At 43.8% G+C, this 14,454-nt stretch carries 10 protein-coding genes; 3 read left to right on the forward strand and 7 right to left on the reverse strand.

Going from position 1 to position 14,454, the window contains the following annotated elements; all coding sequences use genetic code 11:
- Window positions 1-431: 431 nt before the first annotated feature.
- Entirely contained in the window at window positions 432-974 is a 543-nt protein-coding gene (locus AC1DPZ_RS12280) for a YceI family protein (protein WP_477403671.1), read from the forward strand.
- A 389-nt stretch (window positions 975-1,363) separates the two neighbouring features.
- Here the strand turns inward: AC1DPZ_RS12280 and AC1DPZ_RS12285 are convergent, their stop codons facing one another.
- From AC1DPZ_RS12285 to AC1DPZ_RS12315, 7 genes are all read right to left on the reverse strand, one after another.
- Window positions 1,364-1,573, reverse strand: a complete 210-nt coding sequence (locus AC1DPZ_RS12285; RefSeq protein ID WP_477403673.1) for a heavy metal-binding domain-containing protein — start codon at window positions 1,571-1,573, stop codon at window positions 1,364-1,366.
- 2 nt (window positions 1,574-1,575) lie between these two features.
- Window positions 1,576-3,018 carry a PepSY domain-containing protein gene (locus AC1DPZ_RS12290; RefSeq protein ID WP_477403675.1) on the reverse strand — a complete coding sequence of 481 codons (1,443 nt, stop codon included), beginning with the start codon at window positions 3,016-3,018 and terminating at the stop codon, window positions 1,576-1,578.
- Window positions 3,019-3,021: 3 nt separating this feature from the next.
- Entirely contained in the window at window positions 3,022-5,361 is a 2,340-nt protein-coding gene (locus AC1DPZ_RS12295; protein WP_477403678.1) for a TonB-dependent receptor, read from the reverse strand.
- A gap of 376 nt (window positions 5,362-5,737) precedes the next feature.
- Window positions 5,738-6,109, reverse strand: coding sequence for a hypothetical protein (locus AC1DPZ_RS12300; protein ID WP_477403680.1), 372 nt, complete (start codon window positions 6,107-6,109; stop codon window positions 5,738-5,740).
- Between the two features lie 525 nt (window positions 6,110-6,634).
- The gene (locus AC1DPZ_RS12305; RefSeq protein WP_477403682.1) at window positions 6,635-9,754 is read right to left on the reverse strand and encodes a T9SS type B sorting domain-containing protein; all 3,120 of its coding nucleotides are present in this window, start codon (window positions 9,752-9,754) and stop codon (window positions 6,635-6,637) included.
- A gap of 431 nt (window positions 9,755-10,185) precedes the next feature.
- Window positions 10,186-10,842, reverse strand: a complete 657-nt coding sequence (locus AC1DPZ_RS12310) for a cysteine hydrolase family protein (RefSeq protein WP_477403684.1) — start codon at window positions 10,840-10,842, stop codon at window positions 10,186-10,188.
- 168 nt (window positions 10,843-11,010) lie between these two features.
- Complete coding sequence (locus AC1DPZ_RS12315; RefSeq protein ID WP_477403686.1) at window positions 11,011-11,874, reverse strand: helix-turn-helix transcriptional regulator; 864 nt, start codon at window positions 11,872-11,874, stop codon at window positions 11,011-11,013.
- Between the two features lie 288 nt (window positions 11,875-12,162).
- Here AC1DPZ_RS12315 and AC1DPZ_RS12320 point away from each other — a divergent pair, with 288 nt between their 5' ends.
- A complete protein-coding gene (locus tag AC1DPZ_RS12320) occupies window positions 12,163-12,975 on the forward strand; it encodes a 3-keto-disaccharide hydrolase (RefSeq protein WP_477403688.1) in 813 nt (270 codons plus the stop codon).
- Window positions 12,976-13,488: 513 nt separating this feature from the next.
- Entirely contained in the window at window positions 13,489-14,187 is a 699-nt protein-coding gene (locus AC1DPZ_RS12325; RefSeq protein WP_477403690.1) for a hypothetical protein, read from the forward strand.
- Window positions 14,188-14,454: the final 267 nt, after the last annotated feature.

Below are 14,454 nucleotides of genomic sequence, written 5' to 3' on the forward strand. Positions count from 1 at the left end.
ATCTGACGTAACATTAAAACCCAAACACTCGTTATGCATAGTTCGCGGTTGCCACGCTGCGCTCGCAATGACATGGGTTAGTTAGCTTCCCCAAATTATCATATTACTGAATTTTTCTCGATTTTTCTCGATTTTTATCGTACTTTTTTCCATTAACTTGTTTCGTACCTACACGCCAGGTTGTAGGATCCTAAACATTTGTCAGCACAGCAATAACGCACGCAGAGAATCCTGATACCTAATACTAACTACTTGCTACTATAAAAAAACTTTTTGTGTTAAGTTTCTATGAAATTAAATTACCAGGTAAACATTTAGCCAGGTATGTAGTTAAACTGTAACTCAATGTCTGTAAATTGTAAATAAAGCTAATTAGATGTTTAAACATCTAATTTTGTATTATCTTTGTATCAACAAAAAAAACAAATATCATGTCAACACAAACAGCAACAAAATGGGTTATCGACCCAATGCATTCAGAAGTACAATTTAAAGTAAAACATTTGGTTATATCAACCGTGAGCGGCTTTTTCAAAAGCTTTGCCGGTGAGTTAGTTACCGATGGTGATGATTTTGAAAATGCGGAGGTAGACTTCACATTGGATATCAACAGCATCGACACCAACCAAAGTCAACGTGATGAGCACTTAAAATCAGCAGAGTTTTTTGACGCTGAAAAATATCCACAGATTAGTTTTAAATCAACATCATTTACTAAAACAGATGATGATGAATATGCTTTAAAAGGCGATTTAACCATAAAAGACGTAACCAAACCAGTAAAACTTGATGTTGAGTTTGGTGGTTCGGCAGCCGACTTTTATGGCAACACCAAAGCTGGTTTCGAGATCAGCGGAAAAATTAACCGTAAAGATTTTGGCCTTACCTGGGACGGCGTTACCGAAGCCGGTTCGATAGTTGTAGGCGAAGATATAAAACTGTTAATCAACGTACAGTTTGCTAAACAAGCTTAATTGTTTTAATGCTGTTGCTGTATTTTAATAATTAAAATGCCGCTGTTGTTAAGTATACGTAACAGCACGGCATTATTAAAAACCGCAAACGCATTTGAAACGCTAATACCACAAAAGCCATCCAAACCGGGATGGCTTTTGTGGTAAAAAGGCTTTTTATCGATACTTAAAACCGATTGTCGACGAACCCATCTATAGTTTTAATCCCTCAAACACATCCTTTATTCAGCATAACTGTCGTTTTTTATAAAAACTTAACTTGCTGACTATCAATACAAATAGTGTTCCAGGCCCTATTTTGACAAAATATAAAGCGTTGATAATCAACGCGAATGCGTTCCACAGCGTTCGGGGCGTACCACCCGTTCCGATGGAACGCTTTAACGGCACTATTTATCTGCCGTGGTATCGCGCTCTACCAGGTCCATTCCGCATTTTGAGCAGGTGCCCGGTTTGTCAAAACTCAGGTCGGGATGCATGGTGCAGGTGTATTTGCTTTTCTTTTTAACATCAACCGTTTTAGTAGCCGTGCTGTTGCACGAAACAATGCTGCCCAACGTAAATGCAGTCAAAGCGAATATAATAAGGGATTTTTTCATGGTTATTTGTTTTTAATAAAGGATGCCAAACCGAACAAAGATACTACCAGCACGCCCAAAGCGGCCAGCATACTTACAATGTCGCGCATGTTTTTACCGGCCCAGGTCATGCCGAAGTATTTGTGCAGGAAGATGAACGAAAGCCCTTCGGCCCTGTCGATCCCCGTTACTTTGGTTGCCAGTTTGGATGTGGCGGTTTCGATGTACCAGTTATCGCCGTTAGGGTACCCAACCCGCTCTACAGGCAGGCGCTTGTTGATAAACCCATACTCGTTATCAAACTGCCTGATCTGATCTACCTTAACCCTGCCGCTAAAGGTTTTGGTGCCACCTGTATGGTAATAAGTACTCAGGAAGCGGGCGTAGTCCTCATCGGCATTGGTTTGCTCCTTCCCGGTGATGGTATTGAAATACGATACCTGCTTTTGGCTATCCGTAACCTGGTAATAAGTATTGCCATTAAAGCTCACCAAAGCCATCCGCTTAACCAGGCTGTCTGCAATTGGCAAGGTTAAGTTTGATACACCCAGTTGAGCGCGTTGAATTACCTGCCCGTAATCGGCCTTTGCAGGCCCGTTATTATGCAGCTTTACCGCCAGGTGGAATGCCCCGCTGATTACGAAGGTGAACATCACAAAAGATACGATGAGCCCTATCTGCCGGTGAAAACGGTGGATGAAACGTTTATCCTCTGTGCCGTTCGCTATGCGGTTTTGTTTGATGGCTTTAAACTTCTTCCACATCAACCCATAAACGGTTAAACCGCTGATAAGGGCTAACAGCATGATACCCATAATGATAAGCAACACTACATTGCGAAAGGTATCGCCGCCCATATCTGCCAGGAACTGCCAGGTATGAAACTCTTCAAACAACGCCAAAAACGCCTTGCGGGTATTGTTGTTGAAGGTACCCATGCGGCTTTGCCCCGTTTCGATATAAACATCCATGCCATCGGCCCTGTCGAACGATACCCTCCAAACCGGGAGCAGGTGGTTGATAGGCTGATACAATCCGTCGAAACTCTTTTGAGCGCTGATCTGTACGGCCGATGTACTATCCTGCGTAAAATACCGGCCCAGGTATTCGGCATAGGCGGTATCGCCATGAGGTAACAGCACACCATCCGTTGCCGAATAGTAATTGTAAACGCTATCTACCCCAAGCACCTGGTAAAAGGTGCCCTTCTCAAAACTAACCAGGCTGAAATTCCGAAGGGCCGCGAGATGGTTGCGGTCCATCACCTGCTGTATGCTCAGCACCGGATTCATTTCGCTCTGCACCAGCGGTTTAAATACTTCCTGCGCAATAGACGGCCTGAACCAGTTGGACATGAACGGGTGTGAGAGGCCGCTCAGCGTCCAGAAGATCACCGGGATGAGGGCGGTTAAACCCAGCACCCGGTGCCATTTATAGAAATTACCTTTTACTGCTGCTGAGGCCATTGATTAATATTTTGAAAATGAATAACTGATGCCCAAAGTGTAAATACGCGGCGCCGCGGCATTGTAGGTATCGCCGTACTGGTTACTGGTTACTGTGGTGGCATACAGCCTATTGGTTAAATTTAACACATTAAACCAGATACCTGCCCCCTTAAGCACACTGCTTTTAACATCGTAACCCAAACGCAGGTTGCAAATATTATAGCCGCTGTAGGTTTTGGTGTTGGCCGGGTTGGTATAATATTGGTTAATGTGCTGCCACTCCCCTGCTATCCTGAAACCCGGCAGGCACAACGGCTTGTAGGTAAGTTCTGAGTTAGCTATCCAGGCCGGGGCATTACTCATGCGGTTACCATCGTATTTGATAACCGTACTGATGCCTGTACTGTAGTTGGTGCTCACTTCGCTGTAATTTACATAGGTGTGCCTGGCATTGGTACCGCTAAACCTGAACGTAAGCTCCTTAACCGGCGCCAGTGTTAACGAATACTCGATACCCCGGTGACGGGTTGCACCCGCGTTTTGGTTTTGGGTGGTATTATCGGGCAGCAACTGGCTAATGATCTCGTTACGTCCCTCCAGGTCGAACAGGCTTGCCTCAAAATATAGCTTCTTATCAAATGCCGAGAACCATCCGCCCACCTCATAATTGTTAAACGTGGCTTGTTTTAAGGGGGTTAATTGCCTTGAGCTATACAGGTCGCCGGTTTCTGGTGGCTGGAAACCTACACTGTAATTGGCATAGAAACCCTTGTTGCTGCCCAGGTCATATGTTAAACCCAGTTTTGGAGCAACGATATTAAAGTTATTGGTTTCCTGTTGCTTATACTTGGTGCTTCCGGCAGGCAGGCCATTGGTAAAATCATAATGCACTCTGTCGTACCGCAAGCCGGCCACTATATGCAGGGCTTCGGCAGGTTTCATTTCATATTGGAGGTAGGCCGCTGTATTGAATAATTTGATTCGGTAATCATCAATATACTTACCGGTATTGGCAAAGCCGGTGTAGTAGTTATTCTGTACATCCTTATCAATATCCAGGTATTGGGCATAGTATGAACTCGGGCTATCATCTACATAAACCCCACCTATTAAACGGGAGTGCAGGAAATCAAAATTAACCCGGTGCTGGGCCAGCAAGCCATAGCTCCGGAAACGCTGATCGTTTACCTGCCCGTTACTACTCAGGTAGTTGCCAGCGTTGTCCCTAACATCTGATATAAAATAGCTTGGCAACTGTGCTGTTGAATTATGCCGGAAGAACAGGGTTACAAACGTACTGTTCCTGTCATCCCAATGATGGTCTAACCGGGTACTGGCCCTGAATGACTCTACTTTACGATAGGTAAACCGTTGATTGGCGCCATAGCTGCGGTTGTAAAAATGGGCGCTATCCAAACTGCCCGGTGTCTGGGTGTTGAGGTAATTATACGCCGCTGATGTAGATAAGCGGGTATTGGCATCAAAATCATAAGTGGTTTTTAAATTAGCCGAATATTTATCAAAGTCGGAATAATCCTGCCAGCTATCTTTCTGATGGGCGATGTACCCGCCAACATACATCCCGAATTTGCCCTGGCTAAAACCGCCGTCTGCATCAACCCGGCGGTAATTGTAGTTATTCCCTTGTATAGAAACGTTACCTGCATAGCCAGACGGCGGTCCCTGGGTAATAAAGTTAACCGCGCCGCCAATGGAGTTACTGCCATAAAGCGATGACGCCGGACCTTTAATCACCTCGATATCCTTAACACCCGACATATTGATCTCATACAGCGAGTTATGGTTAAAGATCCCTGTAGGGCGGATCGGCAAACCGTCCTCCATATACAAATAAAGCGCATTATAAGTGATGGGCTGACGGATGGCCATGGTATGCTGCTCGTTCCCCAGGTCAACCATATAAACACCAGCCACCTTGTTTAAAAGCTGGTACAGCGCTGTGGCTTTGGTATCCTTTATCTGGGTAGCGTTTATTTTGCTTATGGCAATAGGCGCATCCCGACGGGCCTGCCCCTCCCAGCTGGCGGTTACTACCACTGGTTGCAGATCGAGCGTTGAGGGCACCAAAGCTACAGCAACCTTATCACCAGTGATGCTAACTACCTGTGTACTGTAACCAACCATGGTCACTTTTATTTGAGTGGTGCCCTGGGCGGTAATCGTATACCGGCCTTTAGCGTTTGTTGTACCCAATTTTTCACCATTGGTTTTGGCTATACAGGCGCCCGGCAGGGCCTCGTGGGTAATGGCATCGGTTACCATAACCTGTATACTGGTTTGGCTGTACGCCAGCGTAGATAAGAATATAAATAGTATAGATAGAATGAAATATTTCTTCATGTAAAACGTGTGTGGAGTTGCCTCCATAGGTGTTCGGAAGATTATAAAGAGATCGGCCCCGTGCGATTCCCTCCCAACAGGAGGGTGCAGGGAGGGGTTTCTACATCAGACTTTTACGCTTGAATAGCAGCGGTCCCATCGCTCGCAAAACCCCTTCCTCCTCCTTCCCCAAGGAAGGAATCGCACATCCCCTGCTTTTTATAATCTTCCGAACACCTATGGAGTTGCCTCCGGTGGATAAATAGGAATATTGTACCGGATGATTGAGGTGACGGTTTCTACACCGCACCATTGCGAATGAGGCAACTGCAAGCATGCAAAGCGACAGTGCACAATTCAATACATCAATCAAAAAGATCCGGGAAATAAAATGGAATTATCCTAACTGCGGAGGCTGGAAGATGGCCATAGCCGGGGTTGGTGGCAGGCTGTCATCATAAAGAGTTTCAATTACTTGCAACAGGCTGCAGTGAAATTTAATATCAGTTGAACTGATAATATAAACCTCCTGAAACAGGCTCTTTTGCGATTGCCTTTCATCGCTGGCCTGCTTATCCTCAGCCTGTTTTATCTTTTTCATGAAGTAGCATTTACCATCGCAATGCATCCAGGGCCTGGCCCGGTTTTCGCAAAGTTTGGTGGCAATGTAGTTCCTGTTCAGCTCAAAACCCGCGTAGACAAAAAAACGCGAGAAGTTGACTGCTACCAGCGAAAAGATCAATAAATAGGCTGTTACACGTTGCAGCATAATAGCGCAAAGGTAAACCGTATGCGGTTAAGAAACAACCAGGGTTGTTCAGTTTTTTGTAGGGACCTCCCCAAAGGGACAAACACCCGAACATTTGCCCGGGCTGGCGGATGTATGTTTTATCGCTCTCCACAGTAATGAGCATTCAATATTAGGTGTATAATAATCGAGATTTATCTACAAATAATCATTAATTTCTGTTCTTTTTTAAGAAAAAAATACAATTTATCTATAAAAATGAACAATACAAGGTAAGGGCTTTCTGGCGGGCCACTGTAAGTGCAACATAACGGCTGTTTCCAGCTTGTTGGTCAAAAGCTGTCAAATGTGAAAACCAAGTTCGAGCCTTGCATTTGGGATACGAAACAAGCGTGACCCGCCGGTTTGGTATTTTCCGAAACCTATGTCGGTAACGCTGATCAAAGGTTGAACAGGGTAGCTGCTTAATTAGTCGCTGACTATACACGTCCCGACGATCTTTTTGAAGTTAGTCCTTCCAAAATTCTCCGTACGTTTAAACTGAATTTAAAAAATGATGGTTACCGAACCACTATAAGTTTCTGAGTTATTTTTAGCTTTTATAAGATAATAGTAAACTGCCGCAGGTAGTTTCTTACTGTTGAAAGTTCCATCCCAGGCTTTGGCATATCCCCGGCTTTGGTATATCAACTGCCCATACCGGTTAAAAATTTTCACTATCGCTGTAGGGTCATATTCCAAACCTGCAAGCTCCCATTTATCGTGAATGCCATCACCGTTGGGAGTAAAGGCATTAGGAATGATCATCTCCGGGCATTCATCCGTAACTTTTATATCTTGTGAGGCCTGGCAGCCATTTGCATCGGTTACAGTAAGTTTAACAGTTTGCGGATGATCAACGGTGTAAATATTGGCCCCCTGTACACCATTCCAAATATAGCTTACCATGCCGGCAGGAGCGGTAAGCGTGGCCATTTTTTTTGCCGACACACAAACAGCGGTATTGGGTAGCTGCAGTACTGGATTTGGTAAAAACTGAACATTGGTATTCGCATCTGTTGTACATCCCGCCCCGTTAGTTATAGTTGCTATATAAACTCCCGGAGTGTTTATAGTAATATTATCGCTGCTTTCACCGGTACTCCAATGCACGGCGCCGGTATCATAGCTTACTTTTAAATCCACAGACTGCCCATTGCACAAGTTGGTTTTAATAATTTGCTGTATACTCACAGTTGGCAGGGGCTTAAAGTCTATATTTTGCACAACGCTGGTTTGGCTGCAAACAGAGCCATCGTTGTTTGCCGTTTGCGCCGTTATCTGTACCGTATAATCGCCATTTAAACCGGTATTTACCGACGTTTGATTTATCAATTCAAACAATTGAATATTATCTTTAAACCAATTAATAACGTACGATGGATCGGCCGGGACAGCTATGCTAAGGGTGGCGTTGTCACCTATACAATAGGATGACTTGTCGGTTTTTATTACCGGGGTGGGGATTGATAGCAGGTCGACATTTACGTCTTTAGATGGCATCCATGTCCCCTTGCAGGAGCTTACCTCTACACTGTATTTGCCACTTTGGATGATATTTTGTGTTTGGGTGGTGTTACCATTTAATACGCCATTGGTATACCAGCGATACTTGTAAGCATTGCTGCCCAAAACCGTTAAAACCACGGGTGTACCTACGCAGTATTGCAGCTTATCCGGGTAGTTAAAAGTAAACACAGGCGCCGGTGTAAAGATAAGCGGCAAAACATTTGACACACTGGTGCAATTTGCTGTGTTGCTTTTCAGGGTTACCGAATAGTTGCCATTGGCAGTTGCCTGTATGCTTGTTTTATCTTTTTCAGAACTTAAAATTAAACCGTCCAGGTACCAGTTAACGGAATAGGAAGGGTTTAATGGTACATCCACCGTTAGCAGCGCGTTATCCCCGGCGCAGTGATCGGGCTGGTCGGCAGTAATCGTGGGCTGCGGTAAATTAACCAGGTCTACCTCAATGTCTTTTGAGGGCACCCAACTATCTGTGCAGGCGCTCACTTCAACTTTATACTTACCGCTTTGTGTTACGGTATACGTATTGGTGGTACCACCATTTAAACTGCCGTTGGTATACCAACGATAATGATAGCTTGCCTGGTTGTCGGTTGATAAAATGGTTGACGGCCTATCGCAATATTGAAGCGTATCGGGATAATTAAAGCTAAATATCGGTGCCGATGTAACTTTAACCGTAAAATGATTGGTTTCTACATGGACATTTTCGCAGGAGGCGTATATCACTGCGTAATAATTCCCAGGTGCCGTTACTGCCAGTTTCCGGTCTGTTTTACCGGGTAAGTCAATACCATCTTTCACCCACTGAATGGTGTTATTATCGCCCACGTTTGAGTTTAAATAAAAACGGGCATCATCTCCCTGGCAAAGCTGTACTATTGAAGAAGTATCCGGGAAAGCCACATTTTCGCAAAACACACCTTGCAAACGCGCTTTTGGATCAAGGTATTTACCATAGTCGGCTTTAATTAAATACAAACCGTTATCGGTTGCTACCCATACGCCGTTTTCGCAGCCCTGGGGCGCATCCATATAATCGCCCGCCGTGCCGTTTACGCAAATATCATTAACGGGTACGTTACCCAACAAGTCATAATGAAACATTTTGTAAGTATGTAAATAACCCTTAAAATTTCCATAGATAGAGCTACTGAAATAAAGACCAACATCCGTACCAACCAGTAAATTTTCTTTGATTAAAATGGATCCTCCGTTGCTATAAGGACTACCAAGCGATGCAAGACCAAAAATATTGGTAATCTTGTTAACCTTTATACCTGTTAGCTTATGGTTAAAGGGAATGCCATTATTGTCCCTGAAAGCCGATTCTTCAAACAGGCCCTTCTCATTTCCCCAAAATACGCTTGTTTCATAAAAACTACCTTGTGCCGGACTGGACAAGTATGGCTGTGTGCCCAAAACGGTGTTCACATTGTCTCCGCTTTCGCTATTGGGCGAAAGCGTAAAAATTTCGGCACCGGATAATCCGTAGTTAGAAACCGGAATGTCGGTAGGAAACGAATAGTTGTAGCTGTTTTCGGTAGCGGTAAAGTTGCGGTAACCCGCTTCATATATTTTAATATTGGTTTCCTTATAATAAATATTGTAACTAAGCTGCCCGGTTGCAACATCGTACTCGCCGCGCCCTTTGGTTGTGCCAATTTGTAGTGTTCCATAATGCATATAGCCGGCGAAATTGCTGATACCGATAGAAGTTACGTTATCTGCAAGCCCATCGGCTGCGCCAATAACTTTGGTTACACCACCTTTATATTCAACCACATTGGCAGAGTTAGATGCAAGGTATACGGTATCCTTGTTTTTGCCGGCAATATCTATAAACTGAAGGTTGTTGTACTGCGTAAATTTGGGGGTATAATCWTCAACCGCCATGGTAATGCTGTTGATCCGGAAAACCTGGTTGTTTTTTGCAAGCACCCACAAAAAAGGGTCTTTAAAGTCCCGTTTAACTTTAAGTATTGCCTTACCGGCTAAAAACTGTCCGCCGGAATGAAATTCGACATCCTGAAGTTGGGCGTAAGCTGTTTTTCCAATTAAAAAACAAAGTATAGCTAACAGTAAGCGATAAGGCTGCATATATTGTCGCAATTTTACGCATTCCCGCCGATAAATAAAAGGCTTATGGGTTGTGATAACAGCTGTCGTCAAAGATTTTGGCAAATGGACTGCTGTACCAATGAAAGATTCGGAATTAAGGCTGGTTCTGCGTTCCGGGTGCTACCTCCCCCAGCTCCCGCAAGCAATTTGCGCAGTCGCCCCAGTCTTGTATGCCCGCATGCACATCCTGTATTTTTGTAAAACACAAAGCTTACGCCTTACCCAACAGCCTGCGTGAGTGATGGCAGTGAATACAAGCCAGGCGCCTAATGCCTTGTGCGCGTATGAACGTACAGCACGGCCCGCTTCTATCAGCGGGAACGCCATAGAAAGAGGCTAAAAGCAGAAGGCATAAAGCTTAAGGCTAACTTCAAGATTTTATTATTGCCCTTTCATAGACATAACGCTTATCACTTCATCACCGACAATACCTGCGAAACGTTCAAATAGGGCGCAATTAGTTTCTCCATCAGGTTGCTAAAGAAAATCATCGTTTTTTTTAAAGCGTTAAGCACCTCATCGGTATTTAAAACTGTTGCAAATTCGTTGTTTATTTGTGCCAGGGCGGTTAAATGGATGGTTTCGGCATCATAATGTTCGCCTTTTATTCCTGTTTTTGAAAAGGCGGCAGTGGCATCTGCCACTACAAAGGTATTGTAGCCAAAATTGCCGGCCATCCGGGCGGTGGTAGATACGCAATGTTCGGTTGTAAGGCCCACTATAACTACGGTATCAATACCTGCAGCATCCAGCTGTTGTTGCAAATTGGTGCCGATGAAGGAACTGTTTACCGATTTTTTAATCACCGTCTCGCCAGGTAAAGGCTTTACAATCTCTTTGTGTGCGTTGCCGGGATTGCCTTCTGCCAATAGCGAGTCTGGATTAACCGAGCAATGCTGGATATGAAACAGCGGCAGCTTATTTGCCCGCCAGTAATCAAGCAATTTACGGGCATTAACTTCGGCATCGGGGTTATTGCGTTGGCCGCCCCAGTAAGCGATGTTATCAAAACCCTGCTGTATATCAATCAATATCAAAGCCGGGTTGGTGTTTTGTAATGTTTCCATACCCCAAAATTGCAACTTTGCAAAGGCCGGAATTTTGCTGTGAGGCTTTATTTGTTTGTTTTTATAACACCGGTGTTAAGTCAACAGTATTAAGTCGTAAGTCTGAAGTTAATTTTTTCTTTTTTGACTTAGCGCTTAAGACTTTGGGCTAAAATCTATCCGTCAAATTTATGGATGATACGACACCAGTTCGTTCCGCGTACTTTTAGGCGAAGCGCCAAATTTTTGCTTGTAAACTTTTGAAAAATGCGAAATGTTTTCGAACCCGCTGCTATAAGCTACCAGCGATACCGGGTCATTCGAGTGCTTTAATTGGTACTCGGCATACTCCAGCCTGCGGTTGAATTGCCATTTTACGGGCGTGGTATTAAAACGATCGGTAAACTCTTTTTTAAATGCACTTACACTTCTGCCGGTGAGTTTGGCCATATCGGCTATGGAGAGTTGCCTGTTAAAGTTAGTTTCCATAAAATAAGCAAGGTCTACCTTTTTATGGCTAACCAGGTCTTTCAAAAACGAAGCAAAGGTTTTAGACTGATCGCCCGACAAGATTTGCAACAGCACCTGGTGGGCCGCAAACTTAACAATGCACCTGGAGTAATTTTGCGGCTGTAAAATATGCTGCATAACCTGGGTTACGTTGGCTTTTATAAATTCAGAAGTTTTAAAGGTAAAAGGCGGTAAATCGGCACTCAACTTTTCCTGCTTAAACTCCGGTACGTGGCTTTCTAAAAAGTAATCAACAAACTCATTTTCCATAAAAATAAGCAGGCTGGTATAATCATCGGATGGAAACAACTGGTAATTACCCCGCCGCCTAAACTGTATATCGCCGGCTGCCAGGTGCTGCACGTAGCTGCCATACCTAACATCAATGGTGCCTGTTAAAATTACTTCCAGGCAATGCGCGGTTTGCAGGGTGTCGTCGCACCTGAAGGGCCGCTTTTTATCAATGATAATTCCATACATATCAGACAATCGTAACCTGATATGCGAATGATGATCAAGCAGGTCTTTAGGGATTTGTATCATCGTTGTACATTAATTTCTACTAAGCTACATTTTGGAACCTATCTTTTTTACTTTTTTGATTAATTGTAACAAATGAATGATAAAAATAACAGGCACCTGTTGTTGCAAGTGTAATGTCATTAAGTGCAAGTATGATTTAAATATCGAAACACTGAATGTCGAAGCAACCTAAAACACAACCGCGACCACAGAACGAAGAAATAACCTGGTGTTGCATATGGTTAATAAATTTAATGCTATTTTGGTGCCATTAAACACCCTGTTAATAAACCACAACACCTACCTGCTATGAAAACAACACGCTACTTTTTAATATTTTCCTGCTTCCTGGTACTTGGCTGTACCGGGCCAAAAAAACTGGCCGACGCCGGTAACGACGACAAAGGCTGGAAGAGGCTATTTAACGGGACCGACATTAAGGATTGGTTTGTAAAGATCAATCATCACCTGGTTGGCGAAAACTATGGCAATACGTTTAGGGTAGAAGATGGTATAATCAAGATCAGGTATGATCAATACGGCGAGTTCGACAATCAGTTTGGCCACCTGTATTACAAAACGCCGTTCTCACACTATCGCCTGCGGTTTGAATACCGTTTTGTTGGTAAACAGCAAAAAGGTGCGCCAGATTACACCCTGCTTAACAGCGGCGTGATGTTTCATTCGCAGGACCCCAGGACAATGCTAAAAAACCAGGACTGGCCAATATCGATAGAAATGCAGTTATTGGGCGGACTTGGCGATGGAAAATCAAGACCAACAGGCAATATGTGCTCACCCGGCACCGATGTTGTTTATAAAGGAAGTGTTTCGCCCGATCATTGCATCAATTCTACTTCAAAAACCTACGATGGCGACCAGTGGGTAAAGGGTGAACTAATAGTTGAGGGCAACAAATTAATTACGCATATCATCAACGGCGATACAGTGCTGCAATATTCCAGGCCCACCATTGGCGGCGGCGTGGCAAATGGCTACGATCCCAAATACAAACAGGACGGAAAATTATTAAGCAGCGGCTTTATTGCCTTGCAAAGTGAGGGCCAGCCTGTTGATTTCAGGAATATAGAGATTAAACAGATGCCAGGTTCAGATCGTTAAAAAGGCCGCTTCTATCAGCGGGGAAAGAGGCTGAAAGCAGAAGGCATAAGGCTTAAAGCTAATAGGGTGTTTTACACGAGGCATTGCCCCGTGCAAAACACCCTAAAAAAATATCGTATTTTTACGCTTTTTTCCTTTGGGGCTTATACATAAATTTAAACAATTTAAACCTTAACTACAGTAAGTTATGAGCCCAGCCAAACCCTGGCAGCCCAGGTTAAAGATTACAGCGAAAAATAACAAGCCCGCAAAGCAGCAGCAAAAGCAGACCAGGAAAATATGCTCCTGGTCTGCTTTTTTATTTTAGGTTATGGCCGAAAAAATTATTTTTTCAGCAATTTTAAATCTTTTAAAATCAGTTTGTTATGCATAACTTTATATACACTTTTCAACTCATTATTTTAACTCGCTAAAGCTGAAGAGTTTTTTTTATCAGGATTAAGCCTAAAGTAAATTTTTGATTAAGAAAGGGTTTTATACCCCGATATATTATCACATTAAATTTTTACGGTCATGAAAAAAAACAATCAATCACAGTTAAGTGAGCGCCGCACTTTTTTAAAGCAATTTGCAACCGGCGCTGCAGTGTTAGGGGCAGGTATGCTCTCTGCACCCTTGCAATTATCGGCCACAGATATTTCTTCCCCGGATGTTTCGGATGCCGATGCATGGTTTAACAAGATAAAAGGGAAACATAGAATGGCATTTGATGTAACCCAACCGCATGAAATATTTCCTTTTGCATGGCCAAAGGTGTTCCTGCTTACAAACGGGGCAACGGGTACACCCGAACAGGATTGCAGTGTAGTGGTGATATTGCGTCACAATGCAATCCCCTATGCCCTGGGAAACCAGCTTTGGGAAAAATATAAATTTGGCGAGATGTTTAAGATTAATGACGAGGCAACCAAGGCAGCCGCCACCCAAAACCCATTCTGGCAACCAAAACCCGGAACCTTTAAAGCACCCGGATTAGGCGAAATAAAAATTGGAATAAACGAATTGCAGGCCAGCGGCGTAATGTTTTGTGCCTGTGATGCGGCCCTTACGGTATTTAGCGCCGTTGCTGCAGATAATACCAAGCAGGACCCCGCCACTGTTAAGAAGGAATGGCTGGCAGGTTTATTACCAGGGATACAACCCGTACCATCAGGCGTTTGGGCGGTGGGGCGCGCCCAGGAACATGGGTGTTCTTATTGCTTCGCCAGTTAAGCTGCTGCCGAAAAATTAATAAAGCCGGAAGCTGTAAAGAAAATAATAGTTTATTCTTTTTCCAACCTCCGGCTTGCCGAGCCTTCCTGTAGTTTTAAATGAGATGCACCATGCCTCGTAATTTGAATATCGTAACCGGTGCAATTGCCGTAACGGTAGTAATAATGTTCATTGCTACATGTACATCAAACAATAAAAATGATGTGGTAAAAAATGATACGTCTTCTGCAGGTACTACTGTGCCGGCCAACCTGCAATGGGTTATTC

It is taken from the genome of Mucilaginibacter sp. P4_G9 (genome assembly GCF_056400985.1).